The sequence below is a fragment of the Mycobacterium sp. HM-7 genome (genome assembly GCF_053852335.1).
On record NZ_CM132657.1, the window covers coordinates 4698295 to 4724198 of the forward strand.

Annotated in this window: 23 protein-coding genes and 1 pseudogene; 7 read left to right on the forward strand and 17 right to left on the reverse strand. The window is 66.9% G+C overall.

Annotated features, from left to right (window positions below; all coding sequences use genetic code 11):
- Position 1: 1 nt before the first annotated feature.
- Positions 2 to 370 (reverse strand): group I truncated hemoglobin, encoded by a 369-nt coding sequence (locus tag ACWW1C_RS22640; RefSeq protein WP_455980363.1) that lies wholly within the window; start codon positions 368 to 370, stop codon positions 2 to 4.
- A 166-nt stretch (positions 371 to 536) separates the two neighbouring features.
- On the opposite strand from ACWW1C_RS22640, the gene ACWW1C_RS22645 reads away from it, so the two are divergent.
- Positions 537 to 707 carry a hypothetical protein gene (locus ACWW1C_RS22645; RefSeq protein ID WP_455980364.1) on the forward strand — a complete coding sequence of 57 codons (171 nt, stop codon included), beginning with the start codon at positions 537 to 539 and terminating at the stop codon, positions 705 to 707.
- A gap of 60 nt (positions 708 to 767) precedes the next feature.
- On the forward strand, positions 768 to 2078 hold the full coding sequence (locus tag ACWW1C_RS22650; RefSeq protein WP_455980365.1) for a carboxylesterase family protein: 1311 nt from the start codon (positions 768 to 770) through the stop codon (positions 2076 to 2078).
- Between the two features lie 50 nt (positions 2079 to 2128).
- Here ACWW1C_RS22650 and groL read toward each other — a convergent pair whose 3' ends face one another.
- Positions 2129 to 3748, reverse strand: a complete 1620-nt coding sequence (gene groL, locus ACWW1C_RS22655) for a chaperonin GroEL (RefSeq protein ID WP_455980366.1) — start codon at positions 3746 to 3748, stop codon at positions 2129 to 2131.
- Between the two features lie 78 nt (positions 3749 to 3826).
- Positions 3827 to 4129 (reverse strand): co-chaperone GroES, encoded by a 303-nt coding sequence (gene groES, locus ACWW1C_RS22660; protein ID WP_029367666.1) that lies wholly within the window; start codon positions 4127 to 4129, stop codon positions 3827 to 3829.
- A gap of 390 nt (positions 4130 to 4519) precedes the next feature.
- Between groES and ACWW1C_RS22665 the strand changes: the two genes are divergently transcribed.
- Complete coding sequence (locus tag ACWW1C_RS22665; RefSeq protein WP_455984397.1) at positions 4520 to 5953, forward strand: DUF222 domain-containing protein; 1434 nt, start codon at positions 4520 to 4522, stop codon at positions 5951 to 5953.
- Here ACWW1C_RS22665 and ACWW1C_RS22670 read toward each other — a convergent pair.
- The 4 genes from ACWW1C_RS22670 to ACWW1C_RS22685 all read right to left on the reverse strand — a co-directional run bounded on the left by ACWW1C_RS22670 (position 5950) and on the right by ACWW1C_RS22685 (position 10589).
- Complete coding sequence (locus ACWW1C_RS22670; protein WP_455980367.1) at positions 5950 to 6723, reverse strand: universal stress protein; 774 nt, start codon at positions 6721 to 6723, stop codon at positions 5950 to 5952. The genes ACWW1C_RS22665 and ACWW1C_RS22670 overlap by 4 nt on opposite strands.
- A 5-nt stretch (positions 6724 to 6728) precedes the next feature.
- On the reverse strand, positions 6729 to 8150 hold the full coding sequence (locus ACWW1C_RS22675) for a hypothetical protein (RefSeq protein ID WP_455980368.1): 1422 nt from the start codon (positions 8148 to 8150) through the stop codon (positions 6729 to 6731).
- The gene (locus tag ACWW1C_RS22680) at positions 8147 to 9136 is read right to left on the reverse strand and encodes an Abi-alpha family protein (RefSeq protein ID WP_455980369.1); all 990 of its coding nucleotides are present in this window, start codon (positions 9134 to 9136) and stop codon (positions 8147 to 8149) included. The genes ACWW1C_RS22675 and ACWW1C_RS22680 overlap by 4 nt, the downstream gene beginning before the upstream one ends.
- A gap of 184 nt (positions 9137 to 9320) precedes the next feature.
- Positions 9321 to 10589, reverse strand: a complete 1269-nt coding sequence (locus ACWW1C_RS22685) for a PucR family transcriptional regulator (protein ID WP_455980370.1) — start codon at positions 10587 to 10589, stop codon at positions 9321 to 9323.
- Between the two features lie 143 nt (positions 10590 to 10732).
- Between ACWW1C_RS22685 and ACWW1C_RS22690 the strand changes: the two genes are divergently transcribed.
- Genes ACWW1C_RS22690 through ACWW1C_RS22700 form a run of 3 tightly spaced genes read left to right on the forward strand, consistent with a single transcriptional unit; the run spans position 10733 to position 14440 of the window.
- On the forward strand, positions 10733 to 11707 hold the full coding sequence (locus ACWW1C_RS22690) for a PDR/VanB family oxidoreductase (protein ID WP_455980371.1): 975 nt from the start codon (positions 10733 to 10735) through the stop codon (positions 11705 to 11707).
- Positions 11704 to 12735 (forward strand): Rieske 2Fe-2S domain-containing protein, encoded by a 1032-nt coding sequence (locus ACWW1C_RS22695; protein ID WP_455980372.1) that lies wholly within the window; start codon positions 11704 to 11706, stop codon positions 12733 to 12735. Before ACWW1C_RS22690 ends, ACWW1C_RS22695 begins: the two co-directional genes overlap by 4 nt.
- A 10-nt stretch (positions 12736 to 12745) precedes the next feature.
- The gene (locus tag ACWW1C_RS22700; protein WP_455980373.1) at positions 12746 to 14440 is read left to right on the forward strand and encodes a GMC oxidoreductase; all 1695 of its coding nucleotides are present in this window, start codon (positions 12746 to 12748) and stop codon (positions 14438 to 14440) included.
- On the opposite strand, the gene ACWW1C_RS22705 is transcribed toward ACWW1C_RS22700, so the two are convergent.
- The 10 genes from ACWW1C_RS22705 to ACWW1C_RS22750 all read right to left on the reverse strand — a co-directional run bounded on the left by ACWW1C_RS22705 (position 14427) and on the right by ACWW1C_RS22750 (position 23701).
- Complete coding sequence (locus tag ACWW1C_RS22705; protein WP_455980374.1) at positions 14427 to 14879, reverse strand: nuclear transport factor 2 family protein; 453 nt, start codon at positions 14877 to 14879, stop codon at positions 14427 to 14429. The two genes, ACWW1C_RS22700 and ACWW1C_RS22705, sit on opposite strands and share 14 nt — an antisense overlap.
- Complete coding sequence (gene tsaD, locus ACWW1C_RS22710) at positions 14876 to 15913, reverse strand: tRNA (adenosine(37)-N6)-threonylcarbamoyltransferase complex transferase subunit TsaD (protein WP_455980375.1); 1038 nt, start codon at positions 15911 to 15913, stop codon at positions 14876 to 14878. The genes ACWW1C_RS22705 and tsaD overlap by 4 nt, the downstream gene beginning before the upstream one ends.
- Entirely contained in the window at positions 15910 to 16383 is a 474-nt protein-coding gene (gene rimI, locus ACWW1C_RS22715; protein WP_455980376.1) for a ribosomal protein S18-alanine N-acetyltransferase, read from the reverse strand. Before rimI ends, tsaD begins: the two co-directional genes overlap by 4 nt.
- Positions 16380 to 17003, reverse strand: coding sequence for a tRNA (adenosine(37)-N6)-threonylcarbamoyltransferase complex dimerization subunit type 1 TsaB (gene tsaB, locus ACWW1C_RS22720; RefSeq protein WP_455980377.1), 624 nt, complete (start codon positions 17001 to 17003; stop codon positions 16380 to 16382). The genes rimI and tsaB overlap by 4 nt, the downstream gene beginning before the upstream one ends.
- On the reverse strand, positions 17000 to 17461 hold the full coding sequence (gene tsaE / locus ACWW1C_RS22725) for a tRNA (adenosine(37)-N6)-threonylcarbamoyltransferase complex ATPase subunit type 1 TsaE (RefSeq protein ID WP_455980378.1): 462 nt from the start codon (positions 17459 to 17461) through the stop codon (positions 17000 to 17002). Before tsaE ends, tsaB begins: the two co-directional genes overlap by 4 nt.
- Positions 17454 to 18545: an alpha/beta fold hydrolase gene (locus ACWW1C_RS22730; RefSeq protein WP_455980379.1), complete on the reverse strand. Its 1092-nt coding sequence runs from the start codon at positions 18543 to 18545 to the stop codon at positions 17454 to 17456. The genes tsaE and ACWW1C_RS22730 overlap by 8 nt, the downstream gene beginning before the upstream one ends.
- Positions 18546 to 18550: 5 nt before the next feature.
- The gene (gene alr / locus ACWW1C_RS22735) at positions 18551 to 19696 is read right to left on the reverse strand and encodes an alanine racemase (protein ID WP_455980380.1); all 1146 of its coding nucleotides are present in this window, start codon (positions 19694 to 19696) and stop codon (positions 18551 to 18553) included.
- A gap of 23 nt (positions 19697 to 19719) precedes the next feature.
- Positions 19720 to 21141, reverse strand: coding sequence for a glutamate decarboxylase (locus ACWW1C_RS22740; protein ID WP_455980381.1), 1422 nt, complete (start codon positions 21139 to 21141; stop codon positions 19720 to 19722).
- Positions 21113 to 22525 carry an NAD(P)H-hydrate dehydratase gene (locus tag ACWW1C_RS22745; protein WP_455980382.1) on the reverse strand — a complete coding sequence of 471 codons (1413 nt, stop codon included), beginning with the start codon at positions 22523 to 22525 and terminating at the stop codon, positions 21113 to 21115. Before ACWW1C_RS22745 ends, ACWW1C_RS22740 begins: the two co-directional genes overlap by 29 nt.
- A gap of 102 nt (positions 22526 to 22627) precedes the next feature.
- On the reverse strand, positions 22628 to 23701 hold the full coding sequence (locus ACWW1C_RS22750) for a zinc-dependent dehydrogenase (RefSeq protein ID WP_455980383.1): 1074 nt from the start codon (positions 23699 to 23701) through the stop codon (positions 22628 to 22630).
- A gap of 287 nt (positions 23702 to 23988) precedes the next feature.
- Between ACWW1C_RS22750 and ACWW1C_RS22755 the strand changes: the two are divergent.
- Positions 23989 to 25890: pseudogene (locus ACWW1C_RS22755) on the forward strand (PTS mannitol transporter subunit IICBA).
- Positions 25891 to 25904: the final 14 nt, after the last annotated feature.

The following is a 25904-nucleotide window of genomic DNA, read 5'->3' on the forward strand; positions in this document are numbered from 1 at the left end:
GCTATTCGACGATGTCGCCGCGGTAGCGCTCGAAAAGCGCCAGGAATTCCGCTCTTTCGGTCTCCGCCGCGCCATTCTTGATCAGCGCGGCGTCGGCGTACTCCATGTTGGTGTCCCACTCCGCGGCCGAGATCGCCAGGCCCGCATGCGAAGTCTTCATGTCGCGGCCGATGTAATAGCACGGCCCGCCGGTGAGCTCGCACATCTGGTCGACGAGGAGCTGCCGGGCCCGCAGGTGCGAATCCGCGCTACGACCCGACGCGAATCGCGCAAACGCCGGGTCGGCCCGCAGCGTCTCGAACAGGTCATCGATGATCGCGGCGATCACGTCGTAGCCGCCGAGCCGTCGATACAGCGATGGCGTCGTCATGAAACAAGCATCGCGCTGCGTGCACAGCCTAGGTAGGGAATCGGCCAGATTTCGCCAAAGAGTTAATTCTGCCAACCGTGCATCAAATCCTGCCGATCGGAATGCTTCTGCCGCACAACCGGTTTCAACGATCAGAGCACCACAACAACCGAAAAAGGGGTTCAAAATGAAGAAGTTCGGCTTTGCCACACTGATCGCATCGAGCATGACCGCCGCAGTTCTGGGCCTGGCCGTTCCCGCTCAGGCCACCACCGGAACCCCGGTCGGCCCGCACTACAGCGTCGACAACCACGGCAACACCTACACCACCAACGGGTTCTACGACCAAGCGTTCTGACGACCCGTTGAAGGGACCCCCGATCCGCTCGGACCGGGGGTCCTTTCATATCGTGACCTCATGGCGGTCAGGCGTATCGACATCGACGGCACCACCCTGCGGGCGACCGAAGACGACGGCGTGGTCGTCGCGCGCGGCATTCTCTACGCCCGCGCCGACCGGTTCGCCGCCCCGGAACTGGTCTCCGCCGGCGCGGTGGTGGTCGACGCAACCGAGCGCGGGCCTGCGTGTCCGCAACTGCCCTCCCGTCTGCAGTCGGTCACCGGCCCCGTGGTCGACGGCCTCACGATCAGCGAGCAGTGCCAAGTTCTCAGCGTCACCGCACCCACGAATGCCGACGGACTGCCGGTGATGGTTTGGTTCCACGGCGGCGCCTACGTGTCGGGCGGCGGTGAATCCCCGAAGTACGACCCGCACAGACTCGTGACCGAGGGGCAGGTCGTCGTCGTCACCGTCACCTACCGGCTCGGCATCTTCGGGTACTTGAACATCCACGACCCGGACACGCAGAACCTCGGGCTGCGTGACCAGATCTGCGCGCTGCAATGGGTCCGCGACCACATCTCGGCGTTCGGCGGCGATCCTCACCGCGTCACGGTGTTCGGCCAATCCGCCGGCGGCGATTCCGTTCTGTCGCTGATGTTGTGCCCGGAAGCAGCGGGACTTTTCGACCGGGCCATCCTGCAGAGCGCTCCGCTCGGCCTGCCACGCGAGCGCACTGCGATGGCCGCGGCGATGCGCGAAGCGGCGCTGGCGTCGTTGAAGGACGTGCCGGCCATGGAAGCCGACATCGACCAACTGCTCGCGGCACAGCTTGCTGCATTGACCGCCGCCCAGCGGTTCGGCCGGCTCGGCATGATGGCCTTCGCGCCGATTCTCGGTCACGCTCCGCTGGTTTCCGCTGAACACTTTGAGTCGCAGATCGCTGCTGCGGCAGCACATATCGAGATCCTCGTCGGCTACACACGCGACGACGGTCGGCCTTTTGTGGCGATGGATCCGCGCGGCGCCCGCGTCCAACGGTTCGGACCGCTTGGCGCCGCACTCGCGGCGCTGATCGGGCGCAACCTGACGCGCACCGAATTCGCCAGGCCGGCAACCGATCTCGCGCGCACCTGGGAGCGAGCGGGCGGACGATCGGCGACATTCCGCGTCGACTGGGCACCACCGGGAGCGCCGCTGGGCGCATGCCATTGCATCGAGCTTCCGTTGCTTTTGGGCGCGGTTGGCGCGTGGCGGGACGCACCGATGCTCGGCCCCGAGCCGCGCACCGTTGACGAAGACCTGGGGCGTGAGATGCGTTCCACCTGGGCAGGTTTCGCGCATGACGGCGTCGCCGCCCTCGGGCAGAGACGGCTTGTCTTCAAGTGAGACGAGAACACCCCCGGTCCTCGGGACCGGGGGTGCTTCGTTGGAACTACTTAGTGGGCGTGGCCGTGATGGCCGTGCCCGTGATCGGCTTCCTCAGCCGGCTTCTCCACGACGGCCGTCTCGGTCGTCAGGATCATCCGGGCCACCGAAGCGGCGTTGAGCACCGCGGACCGGGTCACCTTGGCGGGGTCGACGACACCGTCGGCCAGCAGGTCACCGTAGGTCAGCGTCGCGGCGTTGAAGCCGTGGCCGACGGGCAGCTCCGACACCTTGTTCACCACGACGGGGCCATCCAGGCCGGCGTTGGTGGCGATCCAGTACAGCGGGGCCGACAGCGCCGAGGAGAAGACCTCGAGGCCGAGCAGCTCGTCGCCGGTCAGCGAGCCACGCAGGCTGTCCAGAGCGGTGCGAGCCTGGACCAGAGCGGCGCCACCACCGGTGACGATGCCCTCTTCCACCGCAGCCTTGGCGGCGGCGACGGCGTCCTCGACGGCTTCCTTGCGCTTCTTCAGGTCGGTCTCGGTGGCCGCGCCGACCTTGATGACGGCCACGCCGCCGGCCAGCTTGGCGAGGCGCTCTTCGAGCTTCTCGCGGTCCCAATCCGAGTCCGAGGCCTCGATCTCGCTGCGCAGCTGCGCCTTGCGGCCGTCGATGGCCTCGGCGGTGCCGCCACCGTCGACGATCACGGTGCTGTCCTTGCTGACCACGACGCGTCGGGCGGTGCCCAGCACGTCCAGGCCGGCGTCGCGCAGGACCAGGCCCACGTCCGGGTTGACGACCTGGCCACCGGTGACGACGGCGAGGTCCTCCAGGAACGCCTTGCGGCGGTCACCGAAGAACGGCGCCTTGACCGCCACGGCCTTGAGGGTCTTGCGGATGGCATTGACGACCAGGGTCGACAGGGCCTCCCCCTCGATGTCCTCGGCGATGATCAGCAGCGGCTTGCCGGCCTGGGCGACCTTCTCCAGCAGCGGCAACAGGTCGGGCAGCGAGCTGATCTTGTCGCGGTGCAGCAGCACCAGCGCGTCCTCGAGGACGGCTTCCTGGGCGTCGAAGTCGGTGACGAAGTACGCCGACAGGAAGCCCTTGTCGAAGCCGACACCCTCGGTGACATCGAGCTCGGTGTTCAGGGTCGAGGACTCCTCGACGGTGACGACGCCATCGGTACCGACGCGGGTCATGGCCTCGCCGACCAGCTCGCCGATCAGTTCGTCGCGCGAGGAGACGGTGGCCACCTGCGCGATGGCGGTCTTGTCGGAAACCGGCTTGGCCGCGGCCAGCAGGGCCTCGGACACCGCGTCTGCAGCCTTCGAGATGCCCGCGCCGAGCGCGATCGGGTTGGCACCGGCAGCGACGTTACGCAGGCCGGCCTTCACGATGGCCTGCGCCAGCACGGTGGCGGTGGTGGTGCCGTCGCCGGCGACGTCATTGGTCTTGGTCGCGACGGACTTGACCAGCTGGGCACCCAGGTTCTCGAACGGGTCTTCCAGGTCGATGTCGCGGGCGATGGTGACGCCGTCGTTGGTGACCTGCGGGCCGCCAAAGGCCTTGGCCAGCACGACGTTCCGGCCACGCGGGCCGATGGTGACGCGGACTGCGTCGGCAAGCTTGTCGACACCGGCTTCCATGGCCCGGCGCGCAGCTTCGTTGAATTCAATCTGCTTGCTCATAAGAGCCTTTCGCTGATACGCATACCGCCCCGGACATCACCCGCGCATGCGGGGATGACCGGGGCGGGACACGAATGCTTACTTGGAAACGACAGCCAGCACGTCGCGGGCCGAGAGAATCAGGTACTCCTCGCCGTTGTACTTGATCTCGGTGCCGCCGTACTTGCTGTAGATGACGGTGTCGCCCTCGGCAACGTCCAGGGGGATCCGCTTCTCGCCGTCCTCATCCCAGCGGCCGGGGCCAACTGCGACGACGGTGCCTTCCTGCGGCTTTTCCTTGGCGGTGTCAGGGATGACCAGACCGGAAGCGGTCGTGGTCTCGGCCTCGTTGGCCTGAACGAGGATCTTGTCCTCGAGTGGCTTGATGTTGACTGCCACGATGGAAGCCCTCCACTTGGTTGGTATGTCGATCCAGGGCCAATCCCCGGATGCCAGGTTGTTCGGCAAGCGTCCTGGCCACACACCGTCGTCGCGGGTGCCGGAGCGCGGTTGGCCGCGTGCCACCTAGCACTCTATACACGCGAGTGCTAGCGCTCAAGGGTGGGGCAGTGCCGGGTTCACCGAACTCGCTGTGGGCTGAAGAAGTGGGCGTCGTCGACGCTTAGCCAGGCTGCGCAATTCCGGGGGCGCGGAGGGGGAAGGAGTCCAGCGAGATTAGGTGACCTAAGCGCATCGCACAGAAAATCGCCGCCGTCAGCTAGCTGCCCTAATCACATTCGACCGACACCTGGAGCAGGTTTCGACGCCGCCGCAACGTGTCACACCCGCGGTATAAAATCGCACACATGTTCGAATCGAGGAGCGCTCGCGACCGCCGCGGCCGCGGCGGTCGACGCGATCACCGCTGCTACGCGGGAAGAGAACGCCGCCGGCGCCCGCCGACTGACGGCGATCGGGGACCTGTACGCGTTGCGAGCGCCCGACGACGATGTGGAGAGACAGCACTGGGTGATCGATGGATTCACCGGCCTGGTGGTCGAGGTCGCAGCGGCATTAGGAGTATCGCGGTGCCGGGCCCGCGCGCAGGTCGAGCGAGCGGTCACGCTGCGTGAGCGGCTCCCCAAAGTCGCTGAGATCTACGCGCGCGGTCTGGTCGACGCGGTACTGATCGCCATGATCGTCTCCCGCACCGATCTGATCATCGACGACGAGGCGGCCCTCCAGGTTGATGCCGAGCTGGCAGCGAAAATGGTGCGCTGGGGCCGGTTGTCGAAACCGAAGATGGAGCAACGGATCGACGCGATCATCGGCCGTATCGACGAATTGGCCGTGCATGGCCCGCGACCGCCGTCGCAAGCGCGCTATCTGGACTTCCGGGCCTCAGGCCCGGGGACGGCCTCGGTGTGCGGTGCGCTGGACGCGGCGACCGCCGCAGTGGTGGACGCCGCGCTCGACACGCTGGCCCGCGGGGTCTGCGCCGATGATCCGCGCAGCCATGATGAGCGTCGCGCCGCCGCTCTCAAGGCGTTGGCCACCGGCGCCCGGCTGCGCTGCGACTGCGGACTACGGCACTGCCCGGCCGCCGACGACGCCGAACGCACTGCCGGACTCGGCGCGAAAGCGGTCATCCATGTGATCACCAATCCCGACGCCGAGGCGGCAGGGTATCTGCCGGGGTACGGACAAATCCCTGCCCAGCAGGTCCGGCAACTCGCCGACGGCGCGTCGGTGCGACCGGTGCAGACCCCACCCGATACGGCCGAAGCCAGGTACCGGCCCTCGGCCAAGCTCGCGGAGTTCGTGCGCTGCCGAGACCTCACCTGCCGATTCCCCGACTGCGACCGGCCCGCCGAGGACTGCGACATCGACCACACCGTGCCCTACCCGGCAGGGCCGACGCATCCGTCGAACCTCAAGTGCCTGTGCCGATTTCACCACTTGCTGAAAACTTTCCACGACTGGACCGACCACCAATACCCCGACGGGACCGTGGTGTGGACAGCCCCGACCGGACACACCTTCATCACCAAACCCGAAGGAGCGCACTGGTTCCCAGCGTTGGGGCAACCCACCGGGGTGCCGGATGTGGCCGAAGCGCCGGCCGGACAACCAGGGCGGGGGCGCTGCATGCCCACCCGCAAACGCACCCGAGTTCAGGAGCGCGGCGACCGCATCTACCGAGAGCGGTACCTCAACGACGTTCGCATCATCGAAGAATTCTTCGATCAAGAAATGGCCGCCGACGCGGACCCGGCACCGTTCTAACTACCGGTGTTGACCAGGAGCAGGTTGGAGGTGGCTCGATGAGTAATGGTGTTGGCCGTGGACCCGAGGACCCGGGCGAAGCCCGCCATGCCACGGTTCCCGATCACAACGAGGTCGTATTCGGCGGCCGAGAGCACGTCGGCGGGGTCGCCGACCAGCGCATGCCTTTCCAACGAGCCGGCGATTACCAGCTGGCTTTCGACGTTGTTCAGGGTCTCCTCGGCCGCGTCGGCGTCGCCGGCGACAGTCACGAGCGTCGGCCGGGCACCGAGTGCGGCCGCCAGGTCGTAGCCGGCACGAACGGCGCGCACCGAGGTTTCGGAGCCGTCGGTGGCCAGCGCGATCGTCTGTATTGCCGCGACCGGCTTGCGCACGAAGAGGACGTCCACGGGACTGTGGTGCGACAGCTCGTTCGAGGTACTCCCCCACAAGCGGCTGGCGGTCTGGCCGAGGCCTGCCGCACCGACGACGATCAGCGGGCGCTCCGACTGGGCCGCGGCGTCGACCAATGCGTCGAACGCACTGCCCTTCACCGGAATCTTCTCGATCACCGCGACCCCCAACGCGGTGAGATCGACATCGGCGCCCTCTGCCGTGAGGTCCGCCCACGGTTGTTCCCGTCCCCCTGGCACCGAAACGCTGGGCTTCCAGGCCGTGACGACGGTGACCGGCGCGCCGAGGGCAGCCGCCACCACACCGGCGACGCTGACCGCGTCGGTCGCCTCGTCGGACCCGTCGGTGCCGACGATGATTCTGGAATAGGTGGTCATGGCGGTCACGCTCCGAAGATGAGGATGTGGACGGCACCGACGAGGATGCCCAGGAGTCCACCGTGGGCGTACAGCAGCCAGGCGTCCTGCTCGATGGCCGAGTACAGCATCTCGCCGAACTTGTCGGGCGGCAGCGCCCGGAACTTCTCTGTCGCGAACGTCTCGATCTTCTTGGCCTGGGTCTTGTTGAACCCGGGGTCGTAGAGGACGCTCGGGGCGAAATCGACCAGCTTGTCGCCGGCGCCGCGTTGCAGCCCTTCGACGTCGACGACACCGAACGAGTTCCGGGCGACGACCAGGTACGGACCCAGGATGCGCTCGGCCTCTTCGCCGACCGCGGTCTGGATCAGCGCGCGGGTCTTGTCGGCGCTGGCACCGTTCAGTAATTCGTGCGCGAAGTTCTTGACCGTGAGGACCTGCAGCGACAGCATCGTGGCGAGTTCGTGGGCAGCCTGGTGCTGACGCCGTGCGAAAAGCCCTTGCTTCCAAAGGTATTTGTAGCGGGGCTGCGGTTCGCCGGGCTCGAACACCACCTTGATCGCGATGATGTTGACGATGATGCCGATCACCGCGGCACCGCCCAGGACCCACAGCCACGTCGGCAGGAAGTGCAGGATCGAGTCGAGGACTCCCGACAGGTGGATGGCGAAACCGCCATGGGCCGCAGCGTGTTCGCGCGCCTCATCGCTGGAGTAGTAGATCAGCGACAGCCACAGGGCGAGCAGCACACCGAAGGGGAAGCCCAGCGCGCCGATGCGCACCATGAACCGCAGTTCGGGCACCGCCATGCCTTTGATGATGTCCCGCAACACTTCTGGGTTGCGGCGCAGGAAGTTGACGGTCATCAGCTTGACGTTGAGCAGCTGGTCGATGTTCTCGCCGATCTTGGCGAAGGCGCGCTTCGAAATGGTCGGCAACTCGGCGTCGACGGTCTGCAGCACCTCGTCTTTCAACGGCTGCGGAAGAGACCGCCACATCTGCGGATGCCGGGCTTCGATGATCTCGGTGGTCAACCGGCCGATATCCGGTCTGGCCGCCACCGCAATGGCTTTGGCGAGTTTGTCGGGATTGAGCTGTTCATAGAAGTCCGAGATCTTGCCGATCCGGGCTATGGAGGTGTCGACGATGAGGCTGGCCATCTTCTCGGCGCGACAGGGAATGAATCCCTGAAAACCCAGAATTCCGTTGGGCGCGAAGGTGGGCAGAATCTGGACCTTGCGTGGCAGAAAGGGAAATATCCGTTTCAGGCCCGGCACATAGAACCCGGTGAACCGCACGGGCGCGAACAACATGATGACGCCGGTCCAGTTGGTGATCAAGCCGGCGATCGCGCTGAAGATCGGCACGCTGATGATGTCGACGATGAATTTCGATTGTCCGGTGAGCTCCTCCCAATCAAGAAAGGGACCGGCGGCGAGCGTTGTCATGGAATGTTCCTATGTGCGGCGGGGTTGGGCGGGCCGTTGCCGATGATCTTGTCGCCACGCTCATCGGTGGCCCATCCGCCGGCGTTGTAGCCGTCGGTGTCGATGCAGACCTCGCAGAACTGTTCGCCGAATTCCGACAGATAGATGCTGCGGTACACGCTGATCGTCTTGGGTATCACCTCGGCCACCTCGAGCGCCCGCGGTTGCACCTCGAGGAGCGCATAGCGCCGGTAGTCGGCCACCGGCTCTGACGAAAATCGCACCAGGCCAAGACGATTCAAATTTGCGAGATAGCGCTGGTCGGCCTCCGGCCAACGGCAGCCGGCCATGTCTGCGATCATGTTGACGCCGCTGACGAGCCGCTCCGAACCGACCTGGAACATCGTCTTGGTCCGGATGTCGATGGACGGCTGGACACCCGCAACAGCCAGGAAGCGCAGCATCCGAACTTCGTCGGGCGCCAGTTCGCTGAGGATTTGCTCGAATGCCGGATGCCGGTGCGCCGGTTTATGTGTCGGCTTCTGCGACTTCGCGATCAGTTCGTCGCCGTGCCGGCGGAGGTCGGCGTCGTTGTCGTGTTTCGCGGCCTTCTTGTCACCGTCGCGATGATCGGACTTTATCTTGCCGGCGTCCCCAGGGCCGCCCATTACCCGTCGCACCGGGGTGACGGCCGCGCGCTTCAGGCCGCCGAGGATTCCTGGGTTCTCGACAGGCAGCACAGCGGTTGGGGCAGCGGCATTTTCGTCGTCATCGTCAATATCTACGGTGTCGTCGGCCGGCTCCGGACGTGCCTCGCGTCCGGGCAGCCGGCTCAGAATATTGACGACCTTGAACAGATCGCCCGCGGCGGCCCGGGTCGATTGCACAGCGGCGGCGATGTCACGCGCGGTGTCGATGCCCAGCTTGGTGAGCGGATCGACGATGGCCCCCAAGGGATTACCGCTCTCCTCTTGACCGCGCTCATCGGACTTTGGATCATCGCCCATAATTCGCCTCCGTCGGACTGTGCGAGTAATTATCCAAAGGACCGGCTCGCTGACATGCGTTTCGCAGTGATCCAAAAGCTACTCACGGCACGGCAAGCGAACTACGTCGCAAACAGCCAAAGTTCGTACAGCACGCAGGGCGTGCGTTGTCGACGGTCCACAAATGGCCCGCCGCCACGAATTGTCAGTTCAGAACTGCCTGCCCGAACCAGTGGCACAACAGCAATGCGACCTCGACCTCGATGCGGTCGTCGACAATGGGAGTGCCCCGGCGACTGATCGCGCGGTTCACCCGGTACTTGATCGAATTCGAATGCAGGTGCATTTCGTCGGCGGCCGCCTTGAAACTCGAGCCTGTCCGCAGGAATACCCGCAACGTCTCGCGCAGCCGTTCGTCGTTCTCGGTGTCGCTCGCGAGCGGACCCAGGATTTCGGCCACCCACGCGCCGACCGCGCCGACGTTGTCTCCGAGCAGCGTCGCGACGGGCAGACCCGGGTCGCTCGCCGCGATGATGCGACGTTCCACCGAGCCCGACACCACCGCCACCGCGCGGGCATCTACCGCCTGCTCATGCGAACGCCGGAACCCCTCGATGCCTGGCAACGGATTTCCCAGCGCGATGCATGGCGAATCCTGTTGTGTCGCAGCGAATTCACGGATCCGGTCCGATGCACCCCCCGCGCCCCGCGCCGACAGCGGCAGCCAGACCCAGGCGGTCAGGTGGTCGACCGACAGGAACAGCGGCGGCTCATGGGTGCCCAGCGACGTGGCGAGGTGGTTGGCGAAACGCTCCATGCGGACGAGCTCGTCGCCGCTGTTGCCGGCGGGGTACCACAGCGCCAGCGCCAGATGCACGCGCCGCAGCGGGTAGCGGATTTCTTCGGTGAACTCGTCGACATCACCGCTGGCGGCGGTGAGAATGGCGCGAACCCGCTGCGCCCGCATGCTGTTGCGGTTTTCCACCCACCGGTCGTACTCCTGCTGGTAGGTGGTGAGGATCTGCTGCGAAATCCAGTCGATGTAGCCGAACGACACCGTCTGGAAGTACTTGAACACCTCCAGACTCCACCGCGGGTCCAGGTCGGAGGCCGCGATCTCGTCGAGTACGAAGTTCAGCACTTCCTGGTGCCCCAGCCGGTAGGCGCGCACCATCGCATTTGCGGGCACGCCGCGCTGCGCCATCCGCCGCGCATGTTCGAGCGACTCCGTCGGCGGTTCGACGTCCTCGATCGGAATTCGGTGCCGAATGGAGGCGAAGACAGTTTCGACATTGGCTGCGACGGTGTGCGCTTGCAAATCCATCAGTTGCGCGTCCTCGCTGAGCTCGGCAATCTCGGTGAGGAGGATCTTCTGGATCGACTGCGTGATGTCGTTCAGCTTTCCGTCGAGCGCGCCGATCACCTCCGCTGCGCGCGCGACGACAGCAGCCTCGTCGACGCGTCTTTCCGGCATGAAACGACGGTAGATCACCGGGCGCTGAAGTTGCTGCAAATCGGGCTTTGTCGCCGCAGGACAACGACGCTCCGGAAACGCCCCGAGAGTTGGTCGTCGCGAGACGTCGATCCGAACCGCCCCGGTGAATAGCTTTCGTACCCATGAACAACGCCGCATACCGGGAAGTCGAGGTCGACCTCGAGGTGCGCCGGCGCGAGCAGTCCGCGGACGGTGTAGTCACGCTGACCCTCGCCGACCCCTCGGGCGCCGACCTGCCTGAGTGGACCCCCGGCGCTCACATCGATCTCGTCATGACGCCGTCACTGACGCGCCAGTACTCCCTGTGCGGCAGCACCGCCAGCCGCACAGAGTGGCAGGTGGGCATCCTGCTGGACCCGAACAGCCGCGGTGGCTCGCAGTTCGTCCACGACAAGCTGCACGAAGGCACCACGGTGCGGGTGCGCGGGCCGCGCAACCACTTCGCGCTCGTGAACTCGCCGCGCTACCAGTTCGTCGCGGGCGGGATCGGCATCACGCCGATGCTCCCGATGATCGAGGCCGCCGAGGCCACCGGCGCCGACTGGCAGCTGATCTACGGCGGCAGCGCCCGCTCGTCGATGGCGTACCTGCAGGCGCTGGACCGCTTCGGCGACCGCGTCACCATCTGTGCGCGCGACGAGGAAGGCGATGCTTTCCGGACAAAGCTGGCGGCGGTGTTGGCGGCTCCGCAGGCGAACACGCTGGTCTACTGCTGCGGGCCCGAGGGTCTGCTGGACGCGGTCGAGAAGGGTTGCGCGGCATGGCCCGACGGCAGCCTGCACCTCGAGCGCTTTTCGGCCAAGACCGTCGAAGCGCCGTCGGACGCACTCGACACGTTCGAGGTCGAATGCCAGCGGTCCGGCATCACGCTGACCGTGCCGTCGGACAAGACGATCTACGACGTCGCCGAGGAAGCCGGCCTCGACGTGCTGGGGTCGTGCATGGAAGGCGTCTGCGGCACTTGTGAATGCGAAATCATCGCCGGCGACGGCGACCACCGCGACTCGGTACTCACCGACTCGGAGAAGGCCGCCAACCAAACCATCATGATCTGCGTCTCGCGCTCCCGGTCCGAAAGGCTGGTGCTCGACCTATGAGAACCAACTATCCGTTGAACTGCTGGTACGTGGCCGCACTCAGCGACGAGGTCGGCGACGGGCTGCTGGCCCGCCGTCTGCTCGGCAAGCACGTGGTGCTGTATCGCCGCACGTCCGGTGAGGTGGTGGCCCTCGAGGACCGCTGCGCGCACCGTGCGTATCCGCTTTCGGAGGGCCGGCTCGACGGCGACCGTCTGGTCTGCGGCTATCACGGCCTCAGCTACGAGCCCGACGGCTGTCTGGCCGCCGTGCCGTCGCAGGAGAACGTGCCGCCCGGCGCCAAGGTCGCGTCGTATCCGGTTATCGAGACCGCCCCGTTCGTCTGGATCTGGCTCGGAGAGCCGCGGGCCGCGGCTCTGCGTCCGCCCCCGCGCGTGCCGTGGTACCTGGACGGTTCCGGGTGGACCAGCTCCACCGAGGTACTGCGGGTGGAGGCGAATTACCTGCTGCTGCACGAGCATTACCTCGATCTGACCGATGTGTTCGTGACGCATCCCGAGGTCGTTCCGCCCGACATTCAGCAACTGCCGCCGCTCAACGAGGTCGAGATCTCCGAACGGTCGGTGGCGTACACCCGGTCGACGCCCCCGAGCCGACTGGCGCCGTGGGAATCCGCGGTCACCGGGTTGCCGGAAGAGTCGGTTGCCACCCGCCGCGAAGAGGGGACTTTTGTGTCGCCGGCCCTGCACGCGCAGCACTACGCCATCGAACTCGAAGACGGAGAATCGTACGGGCTCTTGCGCATTCACGGGTTCACGCCCGAATCGCCGGGCTCGACGCACGTCTTCCTGCAGATGGCCCGCAATTACGCCGGCGCCGAGGACACCGTCACCGAGTACCTGCGAATCATGTTCCACGAGTGGGCCGTTCGCGATGCAGCCATCCTGGAGACGATTCAGCGACGGCTCGATGAACCCGGCGCACGCCGACGCGACCTCAACGTCAAGGCCGACCGGGCCGCACTCCGGGCACGGCGCATCGCCATGGACATGGTCGACGACGAAACCAGCCGTTTCACCGCCAATTGAGGAGAAGTACATGTCCAACACCGACTATGACGTGATCGTCGTCGGGTCCGGATTCGGGGGCAGCGTCACCGCGCTGCGGTTGACCGAGAAGGGCTATCGCGTCGGTATCCTGGAGGCCGGGCGCCGGTTCACCGACGACCAGTTTCCGAAAACCAGTTGGGACGTCCAGAAATTCGTGTGGGCGCCCAGGCTGGGGTGCTTCGGCATTCAGCGCATCCACATGCTGCGTGACGTCATCATCCTGGCCGGAGCGGGCGTCGGTGGTGGGTCGCTGAACTACGCGAACACCCTTTACAAGCCGCCCGCGACATTCTTCAACGACCCGCAGTGGGCTCACATCACCGACTGGTCCGAAGAGCTGTCGCCCTTCTACGACCAGGCCAGGCGCATGCTCGGGGTGGTGATCAACCCGAGCATGACTCCGGCCGACGACATCATGAAATCGGTCGCCGACGACATGGGTGTGGGCGACACGTTCGTCCAGACGCCGGTCGGGGTGTTCTTCGGCGAACCCGGCAAAACGGTCCGGGATCCGTTCTTCGGCGGCGCCGGGCCCGACCGCACCGGGTGCATCGAATGCGGTAGCTGCATGACGGGCTGTCGCTACGGCGCCAAGAACACGCTGCTGAAGAACTACCTCGGCCTCGCCGAGAATGCCGGCGCCACAGTGCATCCGCTGACGACGGTCGACTCCGTACGGCAGAGCCCGAGCGGCATCTGGGAGATCGACACCGTGCGCACCGGCCGCACCCTGCGTACGAACCGTCGTACCTTCACCGCGCGGCACGTCGTCCTGGCGGCCGGCACCTGGGGCACCCAGAACCTGCTGCACAAGATGAAGGACAGGGGCACCCTGCCCCAGCTGTCGGACCGGCTCGGGGTGCTCACCCGCACCAACTCCGAATCCATCGTCGGCGCAATGAAATACAAGGTCGACCCGGCGCTGGACCTGACGCGCGGCGTAGCCATCACGTCGTCGTTCCACCCGACCAGCGACACCCATATCGAGTCGGTGCGCTACGGCAAGGGCTCCAACGCGATGGGTCTGTTGCAGACCTTGATGACCGACGGCGGCGGCCGGTGGCCGCGCTGGCTGAAGGCCCTCGGCCTGGCGGTGAAGCATCCGCGCGCGCTGCTGCGGGTGCTGACGGTCGGCAATTGGAGTGAGCGCACGGTGATTTCGCTGGTGATGCAGAACCTGGACAACTCGATCACCACGTTCACCAAGCGGGGGCTGCGCGGCCGGCACCTGTCGAGCAAACAGGGACACGGCCAGCCCAATCCGACATGGATCCCGGCCGGCAACGACGCGACCCGCAGGGTCGCCGAGAAGATCGACGGCGTCACGGCAGGCACGTGGGGTGAGCTGTTCAACATCCCCATGACGGCGCATTTCCTCGGCGGTTGCGCCATCGGCTCGGACCCTTCGCAGGCCGTCATCGATCCGTACCACCGGGTCTACGGCTACCCGACCCTGAGTGTCGTTGATGGGTCGGCGGTTTCAGCGAATCTCGGGGTGAACCCGTCGCTGACCATCAGCGCTCAGGCGGAGCGGGCGGCGGCGATGTGGCCCAACAAGGGCGAGGTCGACCCGCGCCCCGAGCAGGGGCAGCCCTACCGCCGGGTCGAGGCCGTCGCGCCCGTCAAACCCGTCGTACCTGAAGGCGCTCCGGGGGCGTTGCGCCTGCCGCTCATCCCAAAGTGATGTTCAGGTGGTCGGACACGTTGCCGACCATCTGAACATCCACGACGCGTTCGGTGAAGTACCAGCCGGCGTCGTCGCGCGCGAACGTGTCGACATACCGGCCCACCACGATGGGTTGCAGCGGCACCGTATCGGTCTCCTGCACCACGCAGAACGTCGACCGCGCATGGGCGGTATCACCGTCGAGTTCGACGATCGGGTTGAGCACCAGATGCCGGGTCCGCGGCGTGTTTCCGTGCTCGGGGAACCGGCGGGTGGTGCGGGCGAAAGTGTTGGCGATCAAGTGCCGGCCCTCGACGCTGCCGGACGTCGGCCCGCCGAACCGGCTGCGTCCCAACAGCTCTCCCACCCCGTCGAAGTCGCCGGCATCGATCAGTTCGGCATACCGGTACAGCAGTTCGGTGATGGCCAGCTTGTCTGCCAGATCTTGCAGGCTCACGCGATCTGACCCTTCACGACCGGTAGCCCCGGGTCGCTCGGCACGTCGAGACGCGACGGCTTGGCTCCCGCCGCGATCAGGTGCGCGGCGAACGAGGCGATCATGGCGCCATTGTCGGTGCACAGTCGCGGCCGCGGCACCCGAAGCGTCAAACCGGCCTCGGCGCAACGCTCTTCGGCCAGCTCACGCAGACGCGAATTGGCGGCCACTCCCCCGGCGATCAGCAGCGTCGACACCCCGAGGTCAGTGGCCGCGCGAACGGCCTTGCGGGTCAACACATCCGCGACAGCCTCCTGGAAACCGGCCGCCACGTCGGCATGCGAGGCGTCCGGGTGTTTCTCCATGTGGCGTGCGACGGCGGTCTTGAGACCGGAAAAGCTGAAGGCGTACGGGTCATCTCGCGGCCCGGTCATGCCGCGCGGGAACACGATGGCGTCCCGGTCGCCCCGGCGGGCCAGTTCGTCGAGTACCCGGCCGCCGGGGTAGCCGAGGCCAAGCAGTCGGGCCACCTTGTCGTACGCCTCACCGGCTGCGTCGTCGACGGTGCTGCCGAGCTCCTCGATGGGCTCACCCAGCGATCGGACGTGCAGCAGATGCGTGTGGCCACCCGATACCAGCAGGCCGACGCTCTCGGGCAGCGGGCCGTGGTCGTAGACGTCCGCAGCCAGGTGCCCGCCGAGGTGGTTGACGCCGTAGAAGGGCACACCCCACGCCGCCGAATAGGCCTTGGCCGCAGCCACACCCACCAACAACGCCCCGGCCAGGCCGGGTCCGATGGTGGCCGCAACCACGTCGGGCCGGTCGATACCGGCGGTTTCCAACGCCCGGCTCATGGTGGGTCCCAACGACTCCAGGTGCGCGCGCGAGGCGATCTCGGGAACCACGCCGCCGTAGCGGGTGTGTTCGTCGACGCTCGATGCAACCTCGTCGGCCAACAACGAAACGCGTACCGACCCGTCCTTCTCTACGGCCAGCTCGCAGATGCCGACGCCTGTTTCGTCACAAGAACTTTCGATTGCCAAGATGATTGTCATGAGACTGAATCGCTCCTCACATCCGCGTCCCGCCGCATGGTGTACGCGTCCGCGCCGCTGATCCGGTAATACCGCTTGCGCACACTCATCTTCACGAACCCGACGCTTTCGTACAGCCCGATCGCCGCATCGTTGTCGGTGCGAACCTCCAGGAACACGGTGCCACCGTCGGCGATGGTCAACAGCCGCGCCAGCAGCGCCCGGCCGATCCCCTGCCCCTGATACGCCGGATCGACGCCGATGGTGTGCACCTCGTACTCGAACGGCGGTTTCCGGCCCAGCCGGCTGATGCCGGCATATCCCACCAGAAGCTTGCCGTCCCGCGCCGCGACGTAGTGGTTGTGGTCCGAGTCGAGTTCGCGGATGAACGCCACGGCCGGCCACGGGTCGTCGCCCGGGAACAGCAGCGCTTCCAGTTCGCCGCACCGGTCGGCGTCACCGACCGTCAACGGCCCGTATTCGGCGGTCACGAGAGTCCCCGCTCGGCAAGCGTTTTCGCGTCGGGACGGCGCAGGTACAGCGGCACCAGCGCGGCGGGCGGCTGGTCCCAGCCGGCGGCGGTCACCAGGCCGGTCACGGTCGGGTACTCGACCGCCAGCGACGGCAGCGAGAACAACGCGGCCTGCGTGGCCGGACCTGCGACCGAACCCGACCCCGGGGCGACGTCCGCCGCGGCGCTCACGGCTGGCCCGTCGACGCGTACGCCGTCGCGGTACCGCGCCCAGTACACCTCACGGCGACGGGCATCGGTTACCACCAACAGTTCTCCGGGCGTCTCGGGGGCGATCGCATCCAGGCTGCACACGCCGTACACCGGGATACCGAGTGCCTGTCCGTATGCCGCCGCGGTGGCCATGCCGACGCGCAGCCCGGTGAACGGACCCGGCCCACACCCGACGACCACGGCGTCCAGGTCGGCGAACGTGATACCGGCATCAGCAACGGCGGCAATCACATTGGGCGTCAGCTGCTCGGCGTGCGCGCGGGCATCGACGGTGATCCGTTCGGCCAGCACGTCGACGCCGGCCGCGGTGCGCCGAGCGACTCCCGCGGTCACCGCGGGGGTCGCAGTGTCGATAGCCAGAATCATGCGCGGCTCCAATGCCAGACAGCGGTGCGGGTGTCGTCGTCGGCGCGCTCCAACCGGATGTCCAGATGGCTGGCCGACAGTCGCTCGGCCAAACCCTCGCCCCATTCGACGACCACCACGGCGTCATCGAGGTCGGTGTCGAGGTCAAGCGAGTCGAGTTCTCCGAGCAGGTCGGTGCTGCCCGAGTCGAGCAGCCGGTACATGTCGACGTGCACCATCGCGGGGTGCCCGGCGCGACGGGCGGGATGCACGCGGGCCAACACGTACGACGGTGACGTCACCGCACCCTCGACGTCCATACCCTGCGCAATACCCTTGGCCAGCATGGTCTTTCCGGCGCCGAGCGGGCCGGTGAGCACCACGACGTCGCCGACCCGCAGCTCGGCGCCGAACCGGGCACCGAGGGCCTTGGTGTCGGCCTCGGTCGGCAGGTGCACGGTGCCGTGCGAATCATCCATTGCGCTTGGCCTTTCCACGCAAATGCCGGGTCAGCGCCACCAGACGTGATGGCGTGGCGTGCTCGACGAAGCGCTCCAGCGCCTCGTTGATCAATTCAGGTTGCTCCATGTGCACCATGTGTCCCGCCCCTTCGACGATCACCAGCTCGGACTTCGGCAGTTGCCGGGCCATCGCCTGGGACTTGGCGAGCGGGGTGAGCAAATCGTGGTCGCCGCAGGCGATCAGCGTGGGTACGTGCTGCAGCACCGGCAGCGCACCGGCCTCGTCATGGGTTTCCAGTGCGTGCAGGAACTCGACGGTCGTCCGGATCGACGTGTTGTGCGTCATCTTCTCGACATACCGCGCCACCGACGGGCTGACAGCGTCATCACCGAACGACGCGGCTTTGAGCACCGGGCCGATGACGGCCTTTGCCGCACCACGGCCCGCACTGACCGCTCCGGGCGCGAACCGCACCGCCGCCTTTGCCGCCTCGAGCGCCGGGTTCTGCAGCACCTCACCCAACGGCGATCGGGTAACCCCTTGTGCGGCAGAAGCGAGGATCGCCACGCCACACACCCGTGCCGGGTAGTTGTGCGGGAATTGACGGGCGTGGGACAGGACCGTCATACCGCCCATCGAATGGCCGACCAGCACCACGGGACCACGCGGCGCCATCACCCGCATCACCGATTCGAGGTCCTGCCCCAGTTGCGGCACGGTGTACGAATCGGTGGGGCCCGCCGAGGACCGGCCGTGACCACGCTGGTCGTAGAACACCATCCGGACCTGATCGCCCCACCGCTCGGCCAGCCGGGCGCGCTGAAAATGGAAGGAGCCCATGCTGTTACAGAAACCGTGCGCGAAGAGCACCGTCAATCGGGCCTCTTTCGGGCCGACCTCGCGCACCGCCAGTGGCACGCCGTCGGTGGCCGTCACGACGTATCCGCGGTCGGCATCCAGCGTGGCGAAATCCTCACCGGCGTAGGGGTCTTCGCCACCACGTCGGCGCAGTGAACGAGCCACGCTGATCCCGGCGACCGACCCCACGGCAGTGAGACCGGCCATGCCCGCCAGCCACCGGGCATTATTGTTGTCGCTCATGGACGTCAGCCTGTCGACTCACGGTAAGTCCGGGCGATCCTGCCGCGTGGACTGGTCACGACTTCGTAGTTGATGGTGCCCAGCAGTTCGGCCCAGTCCTGCGCCGTCGGCTCACCGGAAGCGCCCGAGCCAAACAGCACCGCCTCGTCGCCCACCTCGACGCCGGCACCGTCGGGCCCGAGGTCAACGACGAACTGGTCCATACAGATTCGCCCGACATTGCGGTACCGGGTGCCGTTGATGCTGACGTCGATGCGTCCGCCCAGGCCGCGGAAAACCCCATCGGCGTAGCCGAGCGGGATCAGCCCGACGGTGGTGTCGCGATCGGCGATCCAGGTGTGTCCATACGACACCCCGTCACCGGCCTTGATCGAACGGACCGCGGCGACAGGGCATTTCAGCGTCATGACGGGCCGCAACCCGAAATCCCCGAGTGCGGGAATCGGCGTCTGCCCGTACACCGCGATACCGGGCCGCACCACATCGAAATGCAGATCGGGCCGGGTCAGCGTCGCGGGCGAGTTGGCCAGGTGCGCCACCTCGAAGTGCACGCCGGCGGCCGCCGCCTGTTCCCGGGCCGCGGTGAGGCGGGCGGCCTGGGTGTCGTTCATCGGGTGCCGCGGGTCGTCGCCGCACGCGAGGTGGCTCATGATGCCGCGGGGGCGCACCGCACCGTCGGCGGCGGCCCGCGCGATGGCGTCGAGCAGATCCGGGTACTCCGCCGGGCTGACCCCATTGCGGCTGAGGCCGGTGTCGACCTTGACGGTCAGGGTGGCAGGCGCGCCGCTGCGGCGCACCGCATCGAGCACGTCGCCGAACTGACGCACCGAAGAGACCGCGACTTGTACATCGGCGGCGAGCGCCGGGGCGAAGTCGGTGCCGGGCAGGTTCAGCCAGGACAGCACCGGCGCCTCGATCCCGGCCTGTCGCAGTGCCAGCGCCTCAGTGACGTTGGTGACACCCAGTTCGGCGGCCCCGGCGGCGAGGGCGGCGCGCGCGACCTGCGGCGCACCGTGCCCGTAACCGTCGGCCTTGACCACCGCCATCACCGCGGCGCCGGCTGCGCGCTCCCGCAAAAGGCGCACGTTGTGCGCAATTGCGCCCAGGTCGATGACGGCCTGGGCAGCAGGTTGGGGATCGGGCGAGCTCATATCGCTTCCGATTCTCCCAGACGCTAATGCGCGAAGGGCTGCACGTCGTCGAACTGGCCTTTCGGCTTGAGCTCATCCAAGCTGTTCAGGACCGTGATCAGGTCGTCTCGCAACGCACGGGCCAGATCCGCGGAGAAGCCTTCCCGCACCACCACGCGCAACACCGCGATGTCCGTCGCACCCTCGGGCATGGTGTAGGCCGGCACCTGCCAGCCGTAGGCGCGCAGCGCGTGTGACACGTCGAACTCGGTGTACGGCCGCCTGCCCTTGAGCCGACAGGCGAGCACCGGGATGGCCGAGCCGTCGGTGATCACCTCGAAGTGCTCGCTCTTGCGCAGCTCGTCACCGATCCAGCGCGCGGTGTCCGACAGGCAGTGCATGATCTGCGAGTAGCCGGCCCGGCCGAGACGCAGGAAGTTGTAGTACTGGCCGACCACCTGGTTGCCCGGCCGGGAGAAGTTCAGCGTGAAGGTCGGCATATCGCCGCCGAGGTAGTTGACCCGGAAGACGAGGTCCTCGGGCAGGTGCTCCGCGCTGCGCCAGACCACGAACCCGATGCCGGGGTACGTCAGCCCGTACTTGTGGCCACTGACGTTGATCGACACCACCCGCGGCAACCGGAAGTCCCACTGCAGATGCGGGTGCAGGAACGGGACCACGAAACCACCGCTGGCGGCGTCGACGTGCACCGGCACGTCCACCCCGCCGTCGGCGGCGAGCTTGTCCAGGGCCTCGCAGATCTCGGCGATGGGTTCGAGCTCACCGGTGAAGGTGGTACCCAGGATGCCCACGACGCCGATGGTGTCCTCGTCGACATTGGCGAGCACCTGTTCGGGGGTGATGACATAGCGGTCCTCGGCCATCGGCAGGTACCGCGGCTCGACGTCGAAGTAGCGGCAGAACTTCTCCCACACCACCTGGACGTTGGCACCCATCACCAGGTTGGGTGTGCGCCCCTTCCAGTCGCCCACCTTCTCTCGCCACCGCCACTTGAGGGCCAGACCGGCCAGCATCACCGCCTCGCTGGAACCGATGGTGGACACCCCGCACGCTGACGACGGGTCGTCGTCGCGCAGGTCGTCGGCGTGGAACAGGTCGGCCACCATGGACACCGTCCGGGCCTCGATCGCCGCGGTGGCCGGGTATTCGTCCTTGTCGATCATGTTCTTGTCGAACGTCTCGGCCATCAGCTTCTCGGCCTCGGGGTCCATCCACGTGGTGACGAACGTGGCGAGGTTGAGTCGGGAGCTGCCGTCGAGCATCAACTCGTCGTGGATGAAGCGGTAGGCGGCCTGCGGATCCATCGGATCGTCGGGCAGGCGCAGTGACGGAACCGGCGCCGTGGAGAGTCTGCCGGTGTAGGCGGGGCTCATCACGGATGCGCGAACATGCTTGTGCGACACAAAAATTCCCTTCTCAGAGCGATGCGATGGCAGCCCGGACATGGGCCAAGATGCGGTGCGCCGATGTCGGCGCGGGGCGAGGACCCGGATCATGCGCGGCGAGATCCGCCGCGCGGGCGTGGACGAACGCCGCCATCGCCGCCGCCTCGCCGGGTGCGATGCCGGACGCCAGCAGGGCGCCGATGATGCCGGACAGCACATCTCCGGATCCGGCTGTGGCCGCCCAGGATTGGCCGGCCGGGTTCAGGTACGTGGCGCCGTCCGCCGCCGCGATGACCGTGACGTTGCCCTTCAACAGGACCGTTGCTTTGAGACGGTCGGCGAGTTCACGGGTCGCGGCCACCCGATCGGAGCCCGGCGGATGCCCTGCGAGCCGGGCGAATTCACCGGCATGCGGGGTCAGCACAGTCGGCGCTGTGCGGTCGGCGACCAGATCGAGATCAGCGGACAGCAGCGTCAAGGCGTCGGCGTCGACGATCACCGGCAGATCGGTGGCCAGCGCGAAGCGCAGTGCCTCATCGCCGGCGGTATCGGTGCCCAACCCCGGGCCGACCACCCAGGCCTGCACCCGCCCCGCTGCCGTCGCATCCGGCGCCGCAACGACTTCCGGCCAGTGTGACACCACCTCGGCGTGCGCGGAGCCGGCGTACCGGACCATGCCGGAAGTCGCGGCTACGGCGGCGCCGGTGCTCAGGATCGCCGCGCCCGGATACGTCGCCGACCCGGCGAGAACGCCCTTGACGCCCTGGCTGTACTTGTCATCCGACGGGTGCGGCACTGGCCAGCGACTGCGGACGTCATGCGCGTCGAATCCGAGGAATGCCGGCTCTGGCAGGTCCAGACCGATGTCGATCAGTTCGACGCGGCCGCAGTCGGCCAGTCCGTGCACGGGTTTGAGCCCCCCGAAGGTGACGGTCAGCGCGGCCCGCACGTGGGGGCCGTCGGCTGCGCCGGTCTGGACGTCGATGCCACTGGGCAGGTCAACGGCGACGACGGGCGCGGTGTTGGCGTCGAAGACGGCGGCGGCAGCCGGCCGCAGTGGTCCGGTGGCGCCGATACCGACGACGCCGTCGATCACCAAATCCGTTGTCGGCTGGATGGTTTCAACGATGCGGCCACCGGCCTCACGGAAGGCTGCCAGCGCCTTGGCATGCGTGCGGTCGGGGCTGAGGAGCACGGCGGTCGCCGCGGCACCGCGCCGACGCAGGAAGGTCACCGCCCACAACGCGTCGCCGCCGTTGTCCCCCGAGCCCACCACGGCGCAGACCTGACGGCCCGCGACGCCGCCCGTACGGGCCTTGAGTTCGGTGGCGATCGCGGTCGCCAATCCGTACGCGGCCCGGCGCATGAGCACGCCGTCAGGCAGGGACGCGAGCAGCGGCGCCTCGGCCGCGCGAATCTGTTCGGCGGTGAAATAGTGCCGCATAGCTCCGAAGGTTACGCAGATCCGCCCGGCAGGGGTTGGCATGTGCGTCAAATTCGGGCACCGAGCCCGAGCCGACGGCCGTCTGCCGTCGGCGACTCAGGCTCAGACGAGCACCGCGCTGGGCTCCACCGTCACCTTGATCGCCTCGCCATGTTGGACGATCCGGAACGCATCGAGAACCTCGTCGAGCGCGATGTGCCGGGTGATCAAGTCCTTCACCGGTACCTGACCGGTCGAGATGTAGTGCAGCGCACGCTTGTTGTGCTCGGGCGCAGAGCCGTTGGCGCCATGGATGTGCAGCTGCCGGTAGTGCACCACGTTGGAATCGCAGGTGATGGTCGGGTTGGTCTTGGGCAGGCCGCCGAAGAACGAGATGCGGCCGTTGCGCGCGGCCATCGCGATGGCCTGCTCCTGGGTGATGTTGGCGGCGGTCGCGGTGATCACCACGTCGGCGCCTCGTCCACCCGTCAGCTCCAGCACCCGCGCCACCACGTCGGTGTCGGCCGCGTTGATCACCTCGTCGGGGTGTACCGCATCGGCCGACATCTTCAACCGGGCGTCGTTGACGTCGACGAGGTACACCGGCCCGCAGTCGTGCACGCCGCGCGCGATGCGGATGTGCATGCACCCGATGGGGCCGGCACCGAACACCACGACGGTGTCGCCCGGCTCGATGCCGAGCAGATCCTGCGCATTGATGGCACAGGCGAACGGTTCCGCCGCCGACGCCTCGTCGTATCCGACATTGTCCGGAATCCGGTTCAGCCCATCGACTTTGAGCACCTGGCGCGGCACGATCATGTACTCGGCGAACCCGCCGTCGTACTGGTAACCCATGGACGTCTGGTTCTGGCAGACCGCCATCCAGCCCTTGGCGCATTCGTGACACTCGCCGCACGGCACGGCGGCGATCACCTGAACCCGGTCGCCCTCGGCCCATTCGGTGCCGTACGTGGCGTTGACGTTGGCGCCGACGTCGACGATGTCGCCGGCAATCTCATGCCCGATGGTCCGCGGCGGGGTCAGGTTCTGATGCCCGTTGTGCAGGATTTTGACATCGGTGCCGCAGGTCGAACAGTTGCGAACCCGGATCTTGATCTCGTCGGGCCCGCACACAGGCTCGGGCACATCCTCGAGCCGGACGTCCTCTGGTGCGTAGTAGCGCAGCGCTTTCATGGCGTTCCTTCCGGTTCTCCGGCCTGGCCGGCGGGTGTGTCGTGGTTCACGCTGCGGTCACTCTAACGGCAATTCGGGCAGAAATACAAACATTAGTCTGCCCACTTTTGCCCATTTCCTTGCGATCATGCCCACATATGGGCTTTACTCATAGCACACGGTGATGTGACGGGCATCACCTTCAGGTGGTCAGGCGGAGGTCCAGCACAGTGACTGCAACGACGGAAACACCGCAGCGCGTCAGTCTGCGCGTGCGTGTACAGCAGCTCGGCACCGCGCTGTCGAACATGGTGATGCCGAACATCGGTGCCTTCATCGCGTGGGGCTTGATCACCGCACTGTTCATCAAGACCGGCTGGCTGCCCGGCCTCTTTCACACGCTCCAGAACCCGGATGGCTGGGTGGCCCACATCGGTGGCTGGGGAGCCTACGAAAAGGGCGGCATCGTCGCGCCGATGATCACCTATCTGCTCCCGATCCTCATCGGATCCACCGGCGGCCGGATGGTGTACGGCACCCGCGGAGCCGTCGTCGGCGCCATCACCACCATGGGAGTGGTGGCCGGAGCCGATGTTCCGATGTTCATGGGCGCAATGATCATGGGGCCCTTGGGCGGCTGGGTCATCAAGAGGCTGGATGCGTTGTGGGACGGAAAGATCCGCCCCGGCTTCGAGATGCTGGTGAACAATTTCTCAGCCGGGATCGCCGGCCTGGCGATGGCCGTCATCGGGTTCTTCGGTGTCGGTCCGGTGGTATCGGCCTTCACCCGCGGCGCCGGCCACGTTGTCGACTTCCTCGTCGGCCACGACCTGCTGCCACTGACCTCGATCTTCATCGAACCTGCCAAGGTGCTGTTCCTCAACAACGCCATCAACCATGGCGTGCTCACTCCACTCGGCACCACCCAGGCGCTCGCCACCGGCAAATCCGTCCTGTTCCTACTGGAAGCCAACCCCGGCCCCGGCCTGGGAATCCTATTGGCGTTCATGGTGTTCGGCCGCGGCGCCGCCAAGGCATCGGCGCCCGGCGCCGCAATCATCTAGTTCCTCGGCGGCATTCACGAGATCTACTTCCCCTACGTTCTGATGAAGCCGAAGCTGATCGCCGCCACCATCCTCGGCGGGATGACGGGCGTCTTCGTCAACGTCCTGTTCGGCTCCGGCCTGCGCGCCCCGGCCGCGCCCGGTTCGATCATCGCCGTCTACGCCCAGACCGCGACGGGTAGCTACGTCGGCGTCACATTGTCGGTGCTCGCGGCGGCAGCCGTCTCGTTCGCAGTGGCCTCTGTACTGCTCAAGACCGACCGCGCCACCGATGAGCCCGACCTGGCCGCCGCCACAGCCGAAATGGAAACACTGAAGGGCAAGCGGTCCAGTGTCGCCGCGGCGCTGGTCGGTGGCTCGACCGCGCCCATCACCAATATCGTGTTCGCCTGCGACGCCGGCATGGGTTCGTCGGCGATGGGCGCCTCGGTGCTACGCAAGAAGATCCGAGACGCGGGATTCACTGGCGTGACGGTGGTCAACCAGGCAATCTCCAATCTCACCGACACCTACGGGCTGGCTGTCACCCATCGTGATCTCACCGACCGCGCCCGGCAGAAGACGCCGTCGGCGATCCACGTCTCGGTCGACGACTTCATGAACTCGCCGCGCTACGACGAAATCCTCGAACTGCTGGGCCGCACCAATGGCGCCCCTCAGCCCTCCGGCGAATCCGCCACGCCCCCAACCGAACCCGCCGCTGCCGACGCTCAGTCCGACGATGTGCTGTCACTCGATTCGATCGTACTGGCCGGCTCGGCCACCACCGCCGAGGCCGCGATCACGGAGGCGGGCCGACTGCTGGTCGCCGCCCGGGCCGTGGACGAGGCCTACGTCGACGCCATGCACGAGCGGGAGAAATCGGTATCGACCTATATGGGCAACGGCCTGGCGATACCGCACGGCACCAACGAAGCCAAGGGCGCGATCCGCCACTCCGGGATCTCGTTCGTCCGCTATCCCGAACCCATCGACTGGAACGGCAAGCCCGCCGAGTTCGTGGTCGGAATCGCCGGCGCCGGCAAGGACCACATGGCGCTTCTCACCCGGATCGCCCAGGTGTTCCTGGACAAGGACGAGGTGGAGCGGTTGCGCCGGGCCGGCACCCCCGAGGAGATCCGGGCGGTGCTGAGCGAAGCCCGGTGAGCGAGGACCGCAAG

What these genes read in the sequence shown, in the direction of transcription:
- tsaE (WP_455980378.1), bottom strand. Translation starts at nt 17,461, where the DNA reads ATGGATGATTCGCACGGCACCGTGCACCTGCCGACCGAGGCCGACACC.
- ACWW1C_RS22640 (WP_455980363.1), bottom strand. Translation starts at nt 370, where the DNA reads ATGACGACGCCATCGCTGTATCGACGGCTCGGCGGCTACGACGTGATC.
- ACWW1C_RS22730 (WP_455980379.1), bottom strand. Translation starts at nt 18,545, where the DNA reads ATGAGCGACAACAATAATGCCCGGTGGCTGGCGGGCATGGCCGGTCTC.
- ACWW1C_RS22670 (WP_455980367.1), bottom strand. Translation starts at nt 6,723, where the DNA reads ATGACCACCTATTCCAGAATCATCGTCGGCACCGACGGGTCCGACGAG.
- ACWW1C_RS22745 (WP_455980382.1), bottom strand. Translation starts at nt 22,525, where the DNA reads ATGCGGCACTATTTCACCGCCGAACAGATTCGCGCGGCCGAGGCGCCG.
- ACWW1C_RS22680 (WP_455980369.1), bottom strand. Translation starts at nt 9,136, where the DNA reads ATGGGCGATGATCCAAAGTCCGATGAGCGCGGTCAAGAGGAGAGCGGT.
- tsaB (WP_455980377.1), bottom strand. Translation starts at nt 17,003, where the DNA reads ATGATTCTGGCTATCGACACTGCGACCCCCGCGGTGACCGCGGGAGTC.
- ACWW1C_RS22675 (WP_455980368.1), bottom strand. Translation starts at nt 8,150, where the DNA reads ATGACAACGCTCGCCGCCGGTCCCTTTCTTGATTGGGAGGAGCTCACC.
- alr (WP_455980380.1), bottom strand. Translation starts at nt 19,696, where the DNA reads ATGAGCTCGCCCGATCCCCAACCTGCTGCCCAGGCCGTCATCGACCTG.
- ACWW1C_RS22750 (WP_455980383.1), bottom strand. Translation starts at nt 23,701, where the DNA reads ATGAAAGCGCTGCGCTACTACGCACCAGAGGACGTCCGGCTCGAGGAT.
- ACWW1C_RS22690 (WP_455980371.1), top strand. Translation starts at nt 10,733, where the DNA reads ATGAACAACGCCGCATACCGGGAAGTCGAGGTCGACCTCGAGGTGCGC.
- tsaD (WP_455980375.1), bottom strand. Translation starts at nt 15,913, where the DNA reads ATGACAATCATCTTGGCAATCGAAAGTTCTTGTGACGAAACAGGCGTC.
- ACWW1C_RS22645 (WP_455980364.1), top strand. Translation starts at nt 537, where the DNA reads ATGAAGAAGTTCGGCTTTGCCACACTGATCGCATCGAGCATGACCGCC.
- ACWW1C_RS22685 (WP_455980370.1), bottom strand. Translation starts at nt 10,589, where the DNA reads ATGCCGGAAAGACGCGTCGACGAGGCTGCTGTCGTCGCGCGCGCAGCG.
- ACWW1C_RS22695 (WP_455980372.1), top strand. Translation starts at nt 11,704, where the DNA reads ATGAGAACCAACTATCCGTTGAACTGCTGGTACGTGGCCGCACTCAGC.
- ACWW1C_RS22650 (WP_455980365.1), top strand. Translation starts at nt 768, where the DNA reads ATGGCGGTCAGGCGTATCGACATCGACGGCACCACCCTGCGGGCGACC.
- ACWW1C_RS22740 (WP_455980381.1), bottom strand. Translation starts at nt 21,141, where the DNA reads ATGTCCGGGCTGCCATCGCATCGCTCTGAGAAGGGAATTTTTGTGTCG.
- groL (WP_455980366.1), bottom strand. Translation starts at nt 3,748, where the DNA reads ATGAGCAAGCAGATTGAATTCAACGAAGCTGCGCGCCGGGCCATGGAA.
- ACWW1C_RS22700 (WP_455980373.1), top strand. Translation starts at nt 12,746, where the DNA reads ATGTCCAACACCGACTATGACGTGATCGTCGTCGGGTCCGGATTCGGG.